Source organism: Shewanella pealeana ATCC 700345 (assembly GCF_000018285.1).
Classification (GTDB): domain Bacteria; phylum Pseudomonadota; class Gammaproteobacteria; order Enterobacterales; family Shewanellaceae; genus Shewanella; species Shewanella pealeana.
This window is the reverse complement of record NC_009901.1, coordinates 2,935,502-2,951,024: the sequence shown is the minus strand read 5'-3', so window position 1 is coordinate 2,951,024 and position 15,523 is coordinate 2,935,502. Positions and strand designations below refer to the sequence as shown.

Below are 15,523 nucleotides of genomic sequence, written 5' to 3'. Positions count from 1 at the left end.
GATTAAACCATTCTATGTGTTTGTTTTATTAAGTGCCAATCTCTGTTTAACGATATTGATTTTTAGCCATCTCGATTGCTTGATAAGTAATCGAGAGAAGCTTTTATGGCTGCGCTTACTGAGGTTTTGATACTGAATGGTGATGAAGTAGTGGGTTAACTTGTTAAAGTCTTCGGCTATGTCAGGAAAGGCCGCTGCCACCCGCTGATTGTAATCGAGTGGGCCTTCGTGGTGGGCTCTAGCAAGCCCTCTTTGACGTAGCATTTTGCACACAGAGTAATAGGCATTAAGGTGCTTATCACTTGAACGGTGAAACTGCACCAGCCCTGCGCTATAGGCGATGGCCAAGCCTATGACACAAAGGCTAATAAGGATAAATATGGTGAGTTTAGTTTGGGTCACTTCGCCTAAGATCTCCTCCAATACTCTTTGTTGCTTTTGATCATTGAAGCCGAGAACCCAAACACTCCAAAAATAGTCGACGCTGGCAAGTTGCATTCGCATCTGGTTTATAAAGGGGTTATCACGATAGGCAAGCGCACTAAAAGGATTGTCCATCAGGTAGGTGGATTCTGGGTCAAAAAACGCATCGAATCCTTGCTCGACCCGTTCCGGCGCGATCATTGCGGTGGGATCGAAGCGTACCCAGCCTCGATTTGGCAGCCATGCTTCAACCCAGGCGTGAGCCATATATTGGTAGATACTGTAATACCCAGCACTTGGATTGAACTCCGCCCCTTGATAACCCGTGACGAGCCGAGCAGGGATCCCCGTTGCGCGCGCCATAAAGGCGAATGCACTGGCGTAATGAACGCAAAATCCCGCCTTATTCTCAATCAGGAAATCATCGATTTGCTGTTTACCGACTCTAGGAGGTTGTAAGGTGTAATAATAGGGCTGCTGAGCGAAGTACTGCATCATGGCGTTAAGCCTTTGCTCAGCAGAGGGATAGTGAGTGGCAAACTGCGCCGCCAAGGCTTGGGTTTTTGGGTTACTCCCTGTTGGTAGCGTGAGGTTAACTGTTTTACTGCTGTCACTGAGCTGGCTGTCCATTATCGATTCGTTAAAGCTGGTGACTTGATATAGGCGTCTCTGATCTATGGGGCGAGTGGCATAGAGGCTGTAATCGGCTAGGCGTTTTATGCCGCGATCTTGGCTGGTTGCGACATCTAAACCAAATAGCCAGTGCTGGGCGCTCTGCTCGGCGATTATTTGGTAATCGATTGTCGATACATTTGCTTGGACTCGAGTCCGCTCGTTACTTGAAAAAGGCCTGTTACTCGGACTGGTTCTATTAGGCGATGACTGCGCCTCGATAATACTTGGGTTTTGAGTCCAATCTTTGCCGTTATAGTCTTCTAGTACAATGGCGCGCCAATAAAGTTTGTCGTTACTTGGTGCATTACCAGTAAAAGTAGCTCTAAAAGCTAAAGCACTGGAGCGGGTTAACTGGCCAATATCACCAAAGCTCACTTTATCTGAAAGCCCTGTTTGGGCGCCATTTTGTGGGGGCACCATCCACAGCGGAGGCAGTCGGGGTAAAACAAGAAATAAGATAACTGCCAAGGGGATACTTTGTAGGATGATTTTACCGCCTAACTTTGCCGCGTATTTGAAGTTACCTTCATCGTGATAGAGGCTGATCAACACGCAGGTATTAATCATGGTAACAATCACGAGATGTAGGCTAGAGAGCAGGCTTTGCTGGTGAATAAAGGTAAACGCAATTAGAAAATACCCCGCTAACACGACGGCGCGTACATCTCGGCGATTCCGCATCTCTATGTATTTGAGTGCATAACCTAAAATAAGCAGGTTGACCATGGCGGTAAGCACGCCAATTTGGCCAGCCACCATTGCCAGAGTTGCGGCCGCGGCAAAGGCTAAGCTAGTCACCAGCCATTTAGGCGGTTTAGCGACTCTGCCTAGATAGATGCCAATTCGCCAGAAGATGCAGATAGTGCAAATTGCCAGTGACCACAGCGTGACCTGCTCATAGAGCGGAGATAAAATGGCAATATTGGCAAGTAGTAGCCACATCAAGGTATGGCGGGAAATACTCTGGCGCTCTTTCTGTGTCATAGGCCAGCCTTAGGGGCATACTTTGGGCTTGGATTTGGGTGTGGGCTTGAACTCGGATATAAGGCGAGTTGCGTCTGGACCTTGTTTCTGTGGTGCTCGCCATGAGAGGGGTGGATAGTACTCCCACCAATCTTTAAACCAAAAACTTGTCTCTTAGCACTTAGTTGCTCGGTATGCCAGGCAAGATGGCTCAAGGCCAGTTCGATATCATTGGACTTAGGATCTAATGATAACCACATAGGTGCCCCTTGGGGCTCTTCGAACTCTTTGGTCAACATGCCTCGTCCCTGCGCCCATTGTTTCCAGGCAACCTGCTTTAATGACTCGCCAAGAACGTATTCTCGTAAACCTTTATACTCATCAATTCCTGCCACATATTTACCCGTATCTTGCTGCTCGCTTGTATGGTCTGAATTTAAATAAACTGGGTTAGGGTCGATAACTGGCTCGGCATAGACTAGCTGGGCCTGCGCGAGGTCGATATGTGACCAAGCCCGAAAAAGCCCTAGAGGATAGCGTGTTTCGATTTTTACTCGGCCTGGATGATTGATGCCGCGATGGGCTTTGTTATAGGTGACCAATGCTTGTGTCTGGTGTTCGCTTACTTTTTTGACGACTTCTAGAGGTTGATTTTGAAAGTTAAGCTGAACTTCGTAGGCTCGATTCGGACAAGATAGATTGATCGGGAAATAGATAGCTTGGCCTGCAACAGTATTATTTGCTTTACTGCTAGAGAGGCTTAATCCGGCGAGATTTTTATAGCTATAGATGATGCAGGTGTTGAAAATGCTTAACAGCAAGAAGCTTAACCCCATGACCAGATTATTTTGGTAGTTGGTGCCAAACAAAAACAATACAACCAGCAGGACGAGCCAAGCCAGACCAAAGCCTGTTGGTAAAATGAAAATACTCTTGTGACTGAGGGTTATCTGCTCTCTTGCGGGTAATCGGCGTGAGATCCAAGTTTGCCACTGTCGGTTGAGCTTGGTTTTTATCTTAGTCTGGTTTTGCATAATCTCCTGTCACTCTAGTGCTGGTTTAAATCAGCTTAAGGGGCCCAGCCTAGAAACGTTTAGCCTGGATAACTAAAGTATTGGGTTGACTTTATTGAGAATTTTAGCCGATAGCGCCTCACCTTGCTGATGAGAAAATTGTCTAATTCTGTGCTCTGCTACATGGGGAAATATCGCTTGAACGTCTTCTGGGACTAGATATTTTCTCCCATGGATCATCGCCCAAGCTTTCGCGGCTTGCAGTATTGCCTTGCTGGCTCTTGGAGAGAGTCCTGAGCCTTGAGACTCAGCTCTAGAGGCGTTAACTAAGGCGAGAATATATTGCAGCAGAGAGTCTGACGCGCTGACTTCTTGAGTCAGTGTCTGTAACTCTTGCAAGGTTAACTGGGTTAGGCATTGAGGTAAGACTCGTTCACTTGAAGTGCTATCTTGCCCCTTTAACATTGCCAGTTCAGCCTTGGGCGCTGGGTAGCCGATGGCTATCCGCATCATAAATCGGTCAAGCTGTGATTCTGGAAGTGGAAATGTGCCCGATTGTTCACAGGGATTTTGAGTCGCGATGACAAAAAAGGGTTGCGGTAATGGGAGGGTCTTACCATCTACGGTGATCTGTTGCTCTGCCATCGCTTCTAGTAACGCACTCTGGGTCTTAGGGCTGGCACGATTGATCTCATCGGCGAGGATCATCTGCCTAAAAATCGGACCCGGATGAAATGTAAATTGAGACTGTTCTTTATCGAAAATGGAAACGCCAAGAATATCGGCTGGCAGCATGTCGCTAGTAAACTGGATCCTTTGGTAACTCAGGCCTAAGGTTTGCGCCAAACCTTGAGAGAGACTGGTCTTCCCCATACCGGGAAGATCTTCAATAAGCAGGTGCCCCTTAGCTAAAATACAGGTCAGCGCTAGCTTAATTTGGTGAGGCTTACCGAGTAGTACTGTGTCGAGTTGCTGCAAAACAGCGTTAATATTGTCATTGTGCATAGAGTTCCTTGTGCAAACAATGTTGATATTTTTTAAGGGCAGACAAATCCGTTCTGTTTCCTACTATGGTGGAAATTCAGCCCACTTTCCAGTGCTATTAAGCTAATAGTTGTGTTTGCAGTAGTGTGTCTACACTTGTTTGACCGGGGATGTGGATGAACTGAGGTCGAAATAAATTCCCTTGTACTAAATCGACATTAATCTTGCTCATCAATTCAATTGAGAGCATGGAGTGGGGCGCATCCACATCATCTAGGGCTACGTCTATCTGCTCTTTAATAAGCAGATTGATGAAACTATCTGATAACTTCGCATCAGTACGACCAAATGTATGGCTATTGTCACTACGAGCCAGAACGATTGGGGCAGTCGTTATGGCTCGCTGAACTTATGAGGTTAATAGTTAAATTCTAACTCTTGCTCTGAGAGTAGCTCAGGTGCTTTTCCTTGTTTAACTTGGTAAATAACTCGATAGCTCAATACCGCTTGCACGTATTCCCTTGTTTCTCGGTAGGGAATTGACTCGATAAAACTCACCACATCGAGTTTACCGTCAGTTCTTTTTAACCAGCGATTTATACGATGAGGCCCGGCATTATAAGAAGCGGTAGCCAGAACTCGATTATGATCAAATTGCTTGAGTAAACCACCGTAATAGGCGCTGCCTAAAGCGATATTGAGCTTGGCATCGTATAGGCTTTTAGTGCCTTTATAAGGCAGTTTGGCTTTCTTGGCTGTTTGTTTTGCCGTCGCTGGCATTAACTGCATATACCCTCTAGCTCCGACTCCCGATGTTGCATTGGGGTAGTAGGCACTTTCTCGGCGAGAAATAGCGCGGATCTCATCGATATCCACGGCGTACTTCTTACTGGCTCGACTAAAAGACTCTTGTGCAGCATAAGGAAAACGCATATCCATGTCGTTCCAAAGCTGAGCTTGTATGCTGGCCTGAACCCCTAAACTGTGCCACTTTTGCTCAACGGCATAGACCGCATACTCTTTTTGCATCTGCTTATTGTGCCGATTAAGCAACATCACCCATTCGGCTCTGGCATCCGATTGTTTGTCGATAGCGAGTAATTCCTGTACTCGGGCAAGTCCTTTGTCTGTGAATAAACTAGGTTGTAAGCCTTTATCGCTTTTCGTCGCTTGGTGCTGCAACTTGTAGGGCTGCTTAAGTTTAGCCGCGGCTAGATAACCATAAAAATTACGTTTGTGACTGAGCTTTTCAAACAATGCTTTTGATTGCTGTAGGCTTGTGTCAGTATTTTCATCAGCCAAAACAGAGGCTCGCCAGTATTGCCAGCGGGCTGTATTTTGTTTTTGCTCGCTTAGCTGGGGTAAGAATTGGTTAAAACTTTTTTGATCATTATCTCTCAGGGCCCAGCGTAGACGCATTTCGACTAAGTCATCGCTATCGAGCAGGGGCAAAATGGTATCAACATAGCTTTGCAACTCGGGTACTTGATAAATCAGCGCTCTTCTGACTAGGTAGCGACTGAGTTTTCTTCCTTGGTAATCACTGAAACGGTCTGCCTTTTGATAAGTGGCAAACAGTTTGACTGCTCGTTTTAAATCTTTCTTAGCTAATTTTCTTAAACCCAGATCCACAATCGTGGCATTGATTTTTGCCGAGCCGCTGAATTTTGATTTATGACGAAGACTGCGGGGATCTTTATACACCGCGAGTAATCGTTTCGCATCGCCTTTATTGCTGGTCAATTGGCGAGAAAGGTAAGAGAGCAGTCCATATTGTCCCTGCTCGAAACTGAGTAGCATACGTGACCAAATTAACTCTTGGGTCCGAAGGCCAGCTTTTTGCCACTCTTTAAATAACGGGTCGCACTCTTTTGGTCGAGAACGCCCATAAAGCCATAGTGATTCGGCGCCATCAAAAGCGAGTTGTTGATTACCTTGCTGTAATTGTGCACGGTAAAAGTAACACTGTAGGGCGACATTATTTGGCTTGTCTGGACTGACGGCTAGGAAGTCCTTCCAGCGTTTTTCACTGCCACTGCGCTTTAGGTAGCGGTAGCGAGCGGTGTTATACAGCGGGCTGCCCTCAAAAACAGCAAATGCTTGTTTGGCCTGTTTCGCGGGAAGATTTACAATGTCGTTAACATTGTTATGAAAATCAAGGTAGATGGTGAGAGGATAATCATCCAGCTCACCCCTAAGAGATTGGTAACGATCTAATTGCTTTTTCTTTAGTGCGGTTCTGGCGTCTAAATATTGCTGCTGCTCTTGAGTAAACGAGGAAGCAACAGCAGAGGAGGATGCAAATACTGCGATTACCCCGATTAAAATGCGACTCAACTGCTTGTGCATTGGTAACTATCCTCCTAAAAGTCCCTATTAAGAAATTTTTTCGGTATCTAAAGTCAATTCATCATGATGAAAATCATCACCAGATAAGCTTAGCGCTTTATCTAGAAGTTGGGCATCCACTTTTTTACTGGTTTCTACTCCAAGTTGCTGCATCTGGTGCGCTTGACGGATGACGTTCCCTTTACCCGTCGATAACTTACTCATGGCGTTGCTGAAGTTTTTATCCGCCGACTCAATTGCACGACCAAGTTTTTCCATGTCGTCAAGATATCCGCATAACTTGTCGTAGATCCTTCCGGCCTGCTTGGCAATTAACTGCGCATTTTGATTTTGGTATTCGTAGCGCCAGATATTGTTAATGGTTCGTAGAGCCACCAATAAATTGGTTGGGCTGACGAGCATAATATTGCTCTCGAGAGCATAGTTGACCAGGCTAGGATCATGCTCGAGTGCCAAAAGAAACGCAGGCTCAAGTGGGATAAACATCAATACGTAATCTAAGCTCTTTAAACCATGCAGCTTTTGGTAATCTTTTTGGCTTAAGCCCTTAATATGACCGCGTACCGAGATAATATGTTCTTTAATCGCCTGGGCTCGTACGGCTTCATCGTCGCTGTTGAAGTATCTCTCGTAAGCCACGAGTGACATCTTGGCGTCGATAACCACATCTTTATTTTCTGGTAGGTGAACAATTACATCGGGTTTAAAGCGCTTACCTATTTCATTTTTGAGATCGGTCTGAGTATCGTATTCGTGACCTTCTCTTAGGCCGCTTTCTTGCAAGACTCGTTCAAGAATGACTTCACCCCAGTTACCTTGCTGCTTGTTGTCACCCTTGAGCGCCTTAGTCAGGTTAACAGCATCTTGGCTCATCTTTAAATTAAGTTCAGTTAATGAGTCGAGTTGGTGTTTAAGTGCACTTCGCTGTGTCTGCTCATGTGAGTATGAAGCTTGAACCTGTGCTCTAAAACCCTCAAGTTGCTGTTTGAAAGGGGCCAGTACACTATCTAATTGTTGATTATTCTGGGTTTGCAGTTTTTCACTTCTTGATTCGAAAATTTTAGTGGCTAAATTTTCAAACTGGGCATTAAGGCGAACCTCAGAATCTTCCAGTAGCTGGATCTTGTCATTGAGCGCTTGTTGCTTGGCTTCGAAACTGGCAGTAAGCGTTTGTTGCATGGCGTTAGACTTTGACAATGCCAGTTGCGTTTCCATCTGTTTGCGTTGGTTATCCGCCAGTGACTGTTCAAGCTCAAGGGTGCGCTCGGCTTGGGCTTGGGCTTTGCCTAATTGCTCTAAACGAAACTCTAGTTTGTCTTGATATTGATCTATCACTAATTCTTTTTGATGAATTGTTTCTTTAAGTTCAAGAATATCTTCATTAAGTTCTAGCTTTGTTTGTTCCATCTCCTCGGTTAGCTGGCTTCGTGCTTGCTCCCATCGACTACGGGTCTTTTTTTGATTAAATAGAGCGCCAATTAGCATTGATAGAAAGGCTATAGCGGCAATAACGACAATTTGTGGGGTGGAGAAGGCTAACTCTAATGGCATGTGAGAAGGCTCTTAACATGATAAATGAAGCCTTAGGGTGTCACGGCAGTTTAGACACTGCAAGCTTAACCAAGCGATTGGTTAAGTAAGTGCTGCAGACATAGGCAGCTGTTAATGAGATGTAATAGGAAAAGGGTGAAACCTTTTTATTGTTTTGTCGGTCTGATTAGTTAAGTGAAATGGATTAGTCCACAGCCTAGGGTGGTGTTAGCGAATGAATATAAGAAAAGCAGTAGCATGGAACAAATATAAAGAGGGCGATATCACCCCTGAAGAGATCTATCAAGACCGTAGGCAAATCTTGAAACAATTAGGCTTTGTTGGTGCCGGAGCGCTACTGTCTTCCCATGCTAATGCTGGAATACTCGATCTATTCTCAAGTGATAAGCAAAAAGCGGCTTTTGCCACCAAGGCGTTACCCTTTGAAAAACAAACTGAGTATGATCATTTACTCTATGGTGAGCTAACCCCTGAATCGAAGATTATCTCTCACAATAACTTCTTTGAATTTGGCACCAGTAAGACAGATCCCCAAGATAATGCTCAGGAGCTAAAAGTCGATCCCTGGAAGTTGATTATTGATGGTGAAGTCGATACGCCGATGACACTGGATTATGACGATTTGCTTAGTCTGTTTCCGTTAGAGGAGCGTACCTATAATTTTCGTTGCGTAGAAGCTTGGTCTATGGTGATCCCTTGGGTTGGTTTCTCTCTGGCGTCGCTGCTTAAAAAAGTAGGGGTAAACAGCAGAGCAAAATACGTGGCTTTTGAAACCTTGTACGATCCCGAGCAGATGCCGGGGCAGAAGAATCCATATGTGGGAGGGGGGATCAATTACCCTTATGTAGAGGGGTTAACCTTAGCCGAAGCGATGAATGATTTAACTTTCATGTCGGTTGGACTATATGGCAAAACATTGCCACCGCAAAATGGCGCACCTATTCGATTGGTCGTCCCTTGGAAGTACGGTTTTAAGAGTATTAAGTCGGTAGTGCGTATTCGCTTGACCGATAAACAGCCTGCCACATCTTGGAATCAACTTGCCCCAAATGAATATGGTTTTTTTGCCAATGTTAACCCCTCGGTGGATCATCCAAGGTGGTCTCAGGCTTCGGAGCGAAGAATCTCGCAGGGGGGATTATTTTCCGCCAAAAGGATCCCAACACTGCCTTTTAATGGCTATGGCGAGTCAGTTGCTAGTCTCTATAGCGGCATAGATCTGAAACGATTCTATTAAAGTGGTGACACTGGTATTTAAGAAAACGTTCGAAGGAGGTTTTCATGGGCTCGACTAGCCGTCATTTGTTTTGGCTAAAAGCATCATTTCACCTCATTGGATTAAGCCCAATAGTTTACTTAGTCCTCAAGGTGTTGAGTGATAATGCGGGCGGAGATCCTGTGCAGTATATTATCCACTTTACTGGTACCGGAGCGCTTAACGCGTTAGCGGCAACTTTGCTGATATCACCCTTGGCCAAGAAATTTAAACTAGGGCTATTATTGCAAACTCGGCGCTTAGTGGGATTGTATGTGTTTACCTATGCGAGTTTGCATGTGTTGGCTTTTTTTAGCTTGGATCTACTGTTTGCGTGGTCACTATTTTTTGAAGAAGTAGTAAAGCGTCCTTACATACTTGTCGGCGCGACAGCTTATATCTTGTTATTTGCGTTAGCTATTACTTCGTTTAACGCAGTTAGACGAAAAATGGGAAAACGTTGGCAAAGACTCCATAATTTTATATATCTTATCGCGGTCTTAGTTCCTGTACACTTTTATTGGTCTGTTAAATCTGAAATTATTGAACCTAGCTTGTACTTACTTTTTTTTAGTATGGTACTCGGAGTTAGACTTAAAAAAATTAGAAGTTGGAAACGGATATTTTCAAAGTATTTCAGCATTCCTTTAAAGTAAGAGCAGTAAAGTAAGTGGGGGGAGGTAAGGGCGGCTAAGTTGGGAGACTAATTGCATATTTAAACTCTATTTATATTTTGAATGCTGTTCTCATCGACAATGACAAATAAAAATTATTCCCGTTAGTCTACTCTTTAAGACTAGAATCAAGAAGAGAACGAGAGTAAATAACTCATTACACCATCAGGTGGCGAGTCATTCAGAACCAGCAATAAGATTTTTGGTAAAACGTTGTTTATAGTAAGTAAGTAGGTGAGAAGGGGCTGGGCGGAACACTTTGAGCTGCCGCTAAGTCTCGCTTTAGTGTTTAAATCAATTTGTTATCGAATGGGCATCATTCGTTTGCTGTAGTCGTTGCGCGGATGTTTATATATTTTGATAGTTTAGCCCATCCATAGGCTATAAATCTGCAGTTAGATGATATTAAAAAACTTAAAGGCTTATTTAGTCACTTATTAATCCGTAATTTAAAGTTAACAACTAAAGTTATAAGCTATTGCGTTTAGCTATAACACATGCATGAGGTTGTTGTTTTTTAACCGTTTTCTTGTTGTTTCATTATCTGAACAACTTCATCGTAGGAAAGATTAAATTGACGTGAAAGATTAATGATTTTTGTTTTATAGGTTTGAATACTTTCTTTCTGAGCGATTAGCTTCTTTTCTTTTTCGACTTGCTCATTAACCGCTTCTTGTAAGATTAATAACCGACGAAGGCTAAAGTCTAGTGAGTCGATATATTTTAACATCTGGGCTTTATTACGAGCTTGCTCTAAATCACTGGAATGTTTTTTATCATAACCATATTGGTCAAGTGCTGCGAGAGCACTTTCTAATTCGATATTAGTGTTCATTTTTACCTACGGTTAACTAACAGAGGAGTTTGTTTGAGACATTGATTAATATTATAGTTTGTATTTTGTTCGTGGAAAAGTCTAGATGACATAAATTATCGTAAATTTCTGTGTTAATACTTGGGTTTCGACTCCTTACCTGTCAATCTAGGCAGATGTGTTACTTCTACCTATGCATGGAGGCTTGATGCTAGATCTGTTACCCGATTTATTCGACACTTATGGCGACAAACTCATATTACTCCCCCCTATGTTCATTTCTTATGGTAAACAGGAGTGCTTTTGGGGTGAAGTCGTCACTGTAAAATGCTATCGAGACAATTCAAAAGTCAAAGAGTTACTCGCGCAAGACGGTCGAGGTAAAGTCTTAGTTGTTGACGGCCAAGGAGGGATGGATTGCGCGCTATTAGGCGATATGATAGCCCAAAATGCTGCGGATAACGGCTGGCAAGGAGTGGTCATTTTAGGCTGTGTGCGAGATGTCGGTACATTGAAAACGATTAACCTCGGAATTCAAGCTATTGGTGCTAACCCAATCAAAACAGTGAAAAAGGGTATTGGTGAAGTTAACATTGCTGTAGAAATATACGGCGTTATTATTTCACCTCAATCATTTATCTATGCCGACGGTAACGGAGTGGCTATATCGAATGAAGCGCTAGATATTTCGGTACTCAATTTATAATTATTTCTTCAAATTAGACGCTTTATAAAGGCTCATTATATGATTTTTATAAAAGTCTTTTAGTGATAACAGATGGGATCTGCTATGAAATTTTTAAAATGGTTTTTTATAACGCTCTTAGGATTAGTCCTCGCCTTGGTGCTATATGTCACCGTGATTTTTGACCCTAATGACTTCAAGCCGCAAATCGTCGAGCTGGTGAAAAAGCAAACGGGCCGTGAGTTGGCTATTGGTAGTGACTTATCGTGGACATTTTTTCCTAGCTTGGGGATAGAGTTGGGGAAGATCACACTTTCAAATCCAGAAGGTTTTAAAAATGCATCCATGGTGTCGGTGAACCAAGTCGTTGCCGAAGTTGCATTAATGCCGCTATTAAAGAAAGAGGTGGAGATATCTCAGCTAAACCTTGATGGCTTGACCTTGATGCTGGAAACGCAAAAGGATGGGCGAAACAGTTTCGATGGCTTAGCGGGTAACGCGGACAAGAAGAGCGTCTCAAAAGGCGCGACACAAAACACGGCTTCGAGTCATGCCACGCTAGCACGGCTAGATATCGGTGGTATCGCAATTACCAATACTCAAATTACTAATATTGACCATTTAAGCCAAAGCGAACAAGTTTTTGCCTTAAAAGAGTTAACCTTAGGTCGGTTCCAGTTGGGAGAGTTTGCGCCTTTAAAGTATGAATTTGCTGCCACCATGCCTGATATGGCTGTAACTAGCCAAGGGGAAGGGCAGATAAAGGTCGCTCAAGATCTTCAGACTATTACCATTAATGATTTCGTCGTTAATAATCAAGTCACTGGTGAAGGTATACCCAATGGTAGCTTAAAGGCTGATTTAACCACCTCTTTAGTCGTGGCATTAGATAAGCAAACATTGAGTCTAGTGCTTTCAAGCTTTAGTGCTGCCAATATCAACGCCAACGGTAAGCTTGATATCGCGTACGGTAGTAAAGTACCTCAGGTTGTCGCTAAGCTTGAGGTGGGAGATGTCGACCTTGATGCATTATTGCCAAAGCATGAGGGCGAGGCGGCTAAGCAAGATAAACCAAAAGATAAGCCAACAGCAAAGCCATCGAAAGCGATTGAGCCAGATTTAACCGCGATGAAGTCGGTTAATCTTGACGTTGATGTACGGATCAAGTCAGTCAAAGTGGCTAACTTAAAGACTCAAAACTGGGTGATGAAGTTGCTGCTGAAAGGCGGTGTAGCCGATATTAAGCAATTATCAGCTGATCTATATGGCGGAAAAATCAATGCAACTGCAAAACTCGATGGCCGAGAAAAAGTAGCTAACTATCAGTTTGATAAGCGTCTTTCAGGCGTGGACATTCGTGCACTGCTAATCGATATGGCCGAAGTAGATCTGCTCGATGGTAAGGCTAACTTTAACGTAGCGGGTAAGGGGCGTAGCCTAGTCCCCGATAACTTAAAGCGCAACCTTATCGCAAACGGTCAGTTTGAAATTACTGATGGTGCAATTCATGGCGTTAATATTCCACAGATGATCCGTGAAGCAAAAGCTAAGTTGGGTGGCGATCTGTCGGCAAGTTCTGGCTCTACTGAAAAGAAGACAGACTTTACCAGCATGACAGGCTCATTTAATGTCGCTAAGGGTGTAGTTACAAATCCTGATCTGGATATGGCTTCACCACTTATTCGCTTAAAAGGGGCGGGTACGGCTAACATTATCAGTGAAGCTTTAGATTATAAGTTAACCACATCTGTGGTTGGTTCACTTGAAGGGCAAGGCGGAGACACTCGCGATTCACTTTATGGCGTCGAGATCCCATTTGCCATTAGCGGTACTATGTCAGAGCCAAAATTTGCGTTAGACACTAAAGCATTACTGGACTCAAAACTTAAAGATGAAACCAATAAGCTAAAAGACAGCTTATTTAAGAAATTTGGAGGCCTTTAATGGTTAAGACACTTTTACCGCCTTTAATCGCTGTTGCTTTGCTGGGCTGTTCTGGTCAGCAAACCGAGGCCAAAAATCTTGATAGCGCTACTGCGAATAACACGGCGAGTGTTCAACAAGATCTGGCGGCAGTTGTCGTTGCCCCAGCTGCTATTGTTGGAGGTGCTAAGGATGAACAGCGAGAGGTTAAAGAGGGGAAATCTGTGAGTCAGGGCTTATTAGATGCTCAGCTTGTGGTGAAAAGCAAGGCTGATATTACGCTGGAATACACAAATAATCAGCCTTATGGAGTACCTTTGATGTTTCCTTCAGGAATGACGGCAGACTTATGGTTATTCGATCCGCAAGGAAACCGAGTCTGGGCTTGGTCAAATGAGATGATGTTTACTCAGGCAATTCGTGAACTAGTGATGCCAGCGGGTAAGACTCAACGAGTACAATTTGAAATCCCTGCGAACGTCGCAATGAAGATAGGTAAAGGTTATAGCCTTGAGGCGATCTTCGCCGGACGTGCGACTGAATCTCAAGTGCCAGCCATGCTTCCTGTAATATACAGCTACTAACTGGTTAACCAAGTCATAGCTATAAAAAAGGCGACCTAAGGTCGCCTTTTTTAATGGGTTCAACTTATGTTCTGACTTTTGTCATATCAACATACAGCTTAAGCATTTGACCGGGTTGAATATACTTGCTCTTTTCGAGTGAGTTCCAACGAACGAGGTCGCTAACGCTGACATTGAACTTATTGGCGATGCGAGCCAAAGAGTCACCATTACGGACCTTATAATTTACGGTACGCATCACTTCGCTTAAGCCACTCTTGTTAGATACGGTACCAGACCAGATGACGAGCTTCTGGCCAATCTGCAGCGGATCTTTAGGTGCCATGCTATTCCAGCTGGCAAGTTGGGCCGTTTTCACCTTGTGCTGCTTGGCAATTTTCCACAGAGAATCACCGGATCTGACCTTATAGGTAATTTTACTGGCACCACGGGCTTTATTTTGTTGACGCGCTAGACGTTGATCGGCTGACAACAGGTATTCATCAAGGTTCTTCGCTGCAACGGGGATCAACAGGTACTTTCCGGCAACAATGGTGTTGCCATTGATATCATTGACTGCCTTCAATGCCGAAATCGTAGTGCGGTAACGTTTTGCGATTAATCCTAAGCTGTCGCCTGACTCAATCTTATAGCGTTCCCAGTTGAGGCGATCGGTTGTGCTAGTGTCATTTAATGCCAGTTTAAAGGCATCGGCTTTATCAACGGGCAATACAAGTTTGTGTGGCCCATCAGGAGCCGTGGCCCAACGGTTAAAACCTGGGTTTAACTTGTGTAGCTCTGATGTGGTCATATTGGCAATGTCAGCGGCAAGCGCTAAATCGATTTGACTACCAATATTGATGACTTCAATTTGTGGCTCATTGCTGATGGGGGTCAGTTTAATGCCATATTTATCGGCATTTTTGATCACGTCGGCTAACGCAAGTAACTGAGGAACATAGCGCTCAGTTTCTCTTGGAAGATTTAAACTAAAGAAATCAGTCGATAATCCTTTTTTCTTGTTGCGCTTAGCCGCGTTAATCACGCGTCCTTCACCTGTATTGTAGGCGGCAATGGCATATAACCAATTTTGCCCCGTTTTACCATGAAGGTACTCAAGCATATCTAAAGCGGCAATCGTGGCGGCGGGGACATCTCTGCGACCGTCATACCACCAGTTCATCTGTAGGCCGAAGTGACGTGCCATTGGCGAAGTGAATTGCCAAAGGCCTGATGCTGCACCATGTGAGTAGGCAAAAGGATCGAAAGCACTCTCAACAATGGGTAGCAGAGCCAACTCGATTGGTAGATTACGCTTCTCGATCTCATCTACAATCAGATACATAAATGGCGTCGCTCGCTCAGATACGCGCTCTAAATGTTGAGGATGTTTTATATACCAGTCGCGATATTGGCGAACGAGTTTTTCATCGGGGACTTCCATCTGCATATTGAGACGAATTCGTTGCCAAATATCGGTGACTTCAACGACCTCAACAATCTCTGGCTCAATAGGCTTAGGGGCGACTTTCTCAACTGCAACTGGCTTGGCAGGGATCCCTTCCGAAGTCTGTTGGTTGTCTAAAGTTTGACAACCTGTCAACAGAGCAATACCCCCTGCGACAAATAAAAATGGTACGCGCATCTAAAA

The 15,523-nt window shown here is 44.1% G+C and carries 12 protein-coding genes; 5 read left to right on the top strand and 7 right to left on the bottom strand.

Features of this window, described 5'->3' with window-relative positions:
• Positions 1 to 12: 12 nt before the first annotated feature.
• The 5 genes from SPEA_RS12810 to rmuC all read right to left on the bottom strand — a co-directional run bounded on the left by SPEA_RS12810 (position 13) and on the right by rmuC (position 7,958).
• A complete protein-coding gene (locus SPEA_RS12810) occupies positions 13 to 2,082 on the bottom strand; it encodes a transglutaminase TgpA family protein (RefSeq protein WP_012155652.1) in 2,070 nt (689 codons plus the stop codon).
• The gene (locus tag SPEA_RS12805) at positions 2,079 to 3,095 is read right to left on the bottom strand and encodes a DUF58 domain-containing protein (protein ID WP_012155651.1); all 1,017 of its coding nucleotides are present in this window, start codon (positions 3,093 to 3,095) and stop codon (positions 2,079 to 2,081) included. The genes SPEA_RS12810 and SPEA_RS12805 overlap by 4 nt, the downstream gene beginning before the upstream one ends.
• 72 nt (positions 3,096 to 3,167) lie before the next feature.
• Positions 3,168 to 4,079 (bottom strand): AAA family ATPase, encoded by a 912-nt coding sequence (locus tag SPEA_RS12800; protein ID WP_012155650.1) that lies wholly within the window; start codon positions 4,077 to 4,079, stop codon positions 3,168 to 3,170.
• A gap of 396 nt (positions 4,080 to 4,475) precedes the next feature.
• Positions 4,476 to 6,407, bottom strand: a complete 1,932-nt coding sequence (locus SPEA_RS12795) for a transglycosylase SLT domain-containing protein (protein ID WP_012155649.1) — start codon at positions 6,405 to 6,407, stop codon at positions 4,476 to 4,478.
• A gap of 27 nt (positions 6,408 to 6,434) precedes the next feature.
• Positions 6,435 to 7,958: a DNA recombination protein RmuC gene (gene rmuC, locus SPEA_RS12790; RefSeq protein WP_012155648.1), complete on the bottom strand. Its 1,524-nt coding sequence runs from the start codon at positions 7,956 to 7,958 to the stop codon at positions 6,435 to 6,437.
• Between the two features lie 214 nt (positions 7,959 to 8,172).
• On the opposite strand from rmuC, the gene msrP reads away from it, so the two are divergent.
• Positions 8,173 to 9,195 carry a protein-methionine-sulfoxide reductase catalytic subunit MsrP gene (msrP, locus tag SPEA_RS12785; RefSeq protein ID WP_012155647.1) on the top strand — a complete coding sequence of 341 codons (1,023 nt, stop codon included), beginning with the start codon at positions 8,173 to 8,175 and terminating at the stop codon, positions 9,193 to 9,195.
• Positions 9,196 to 9,239: 44 nt separating this feature from the next.
• A complete protein-coding gene (gene msrQ / locus SPEA_RS12780) occupies positions 9,240 to 9,869 on the top strand; it encodes a protein-methionine-sulfoxide reductase heme-binding subunit MsrQ (protein ID WP_012155646.1) in 630 nt (209 codons plus the stop codon).
• Between the two features lie 535 nt (positions 9,870 to 10,404).
• On the opposite strand, the gene SPEA_RS12775 is transcribed toward msrQ, so the two are convergent.
• Positions 10,405 to 10,722, bottom strand: coding sequence for a hypothetical protein (locus tag SPEA_RS12775; RefSeq protein ID WP_012155645.1), 318 nt, complete (start codon positions 10,720 to 10,722; stop codon positions 10,405 to 10,407).
• 187 nt (positions 10,723 to 10,909) lie between these two features.
• Here SPEA_RS12775 and SPEA_RS12770 point away from each other — a divergent pair, with 187 nt between their 5' ends.
• From SPEA_RS12770 to SPEA_RS12760, 3 genes are all read left to right on the top strand, one after another.
• Positions 10,910 to 11,407 (top strand): putative 4-hydroxy-4-methyl-2-oxoglutarate aldolase, encoded by a 498-nt coding sequence (locus tag SPEA_RS12770; RefSeq protein WP_012155644.1) that lies wholly within the window; start codon positions 10,910 to 10,912, stop codon positions 11,405 to 11,407.
• A gap of 84 nt (positions 11,408 to 11,491) precedes the next feature.
• Entirely contained in the window at positions 11,492 to 13,330 is a 1,839-nt protein-coding gene (locus SPEA_RS12765; RefSeq protein ID WP_012155643.1) for an AsmA family protein, read from the top strand.
• Positions 13,330 to 13,893 (top strand): BsuPI-related putative proteinase inhibitor, encoded by a 564-nt coding sequence (locus SPEA_RS12760; RefSeq protein ID WP_012155642.1) that lies wholly within the window; start codon positions 13,330 to 13,332, stop codon positions 13,891 to 13,893. The genes SPEA_RS12765 and SPEA_RS12760 overlap by 1 nt, the downstream gene beginning before the upstream one ends.
• Positions 13,894 to 13,957: 64 nt before the next feature.
• Here SPEA_RS12760 and SPEA_RS12755 read toward each other — a convergent pair whose 3' ends face one another.
• On the bottom strand, positions 13,958 to 15,517 hold the full coding sequence (locus SPEA_RS12755) for a lytic transglycosylase (RefSeq protein ID WP_012155641.1): 1,560 nt from the start codon (positions 15,515 to 15,517) through the stop codon (positions 13,958 to 13,960).
• Between the last annotated feature and the right edge of the window lie 6 nt (positions 15,518 to 15,523).

Bases quoted from the DNA above. Each gene is read 5' to 3' on its own strand.
- SPEA_RS12810 (WP_012155652.1), bottom strand. From the start codon at position 2,082: ATGACACAGAAAGAGCGCCAGAGTATTTCCCGCCATACCTTGATGTGG.
- SPEA_RS12805 (WP_012155651.1), bottom strand. From the start codon at position 3,095: ATGCAAAACCAGACTAAGATAAAAACCAAGCTCAACCGACAGTGGCAA.
- SPEA_RS12800 (WP_012155650.1), bottom strand. From the start codon at position 4,079: ATGCACAATGACAATATTAACGCTGTTTTGCAGCAACTCGACACAGTA.
- SPEA_RS12795 (WP_012155649.1), bottom strand. From the start codon at position 6,407: ATGCACAAGCAGTTGAGTCGCATTTTAATCGGGGTAATCGCAGTATTT.
- rmuC (WP_012155648.1), bottom strand. From the start codon at position 7,958: ATGCCATTAGAGTTAGCCTTCTCCACCCCACAAATTGTCGTTATTGCC.
- msrP (WP_012155647.1), top strand. From the start codon at position 8,173: ATGAATATAAGAAAAGCAGTAGCATGGAACAAATATAAAGAGGGCGAT.
- msrQ (WP_012155646.1), top strand. From the start codon at position 9,240: ATGGGCTCGACTAGCCGTCATTTGTTTTGGCTAAAAGCATCATTTCAC.
- SPEA_RS12775 (WP_012155645.1), bottom strand. From the start codon at position 10,722: ATGAACACTAATATCGAATTAGAAAGTGCTCTCGCAGCACTTGACCAA.
- SPEA_RS12770 (WP_012155644.1), top strand. From the start codon at position 10,910: ATGCTAGATCTGTTACCCGATTTATTCGACACTTATGGCGACAAACTC.
- SPEA_RS12765 (WP_012155643.1), top strand. From the start codon at position 11,492: ATGAAATTTTTAAAATGGTTTTTTATAACGCTCTTAGGATTAGTCCTC.
- SPEA_RS12760 (WP_012155642.1), top strand. From the start codon at position 13,330: ATGGTTAAGACACTTTTACCGCCTTTAATCGCTGTTGCTTTGCTGGGC.
- SPEA_RS12755 (WP_012155641.1), bottom strand. From the start codon at position 15,517: ATGCGCGTACCATTTTTATTTGTCGCAGGGGGTATTGCTCTGTTGACA.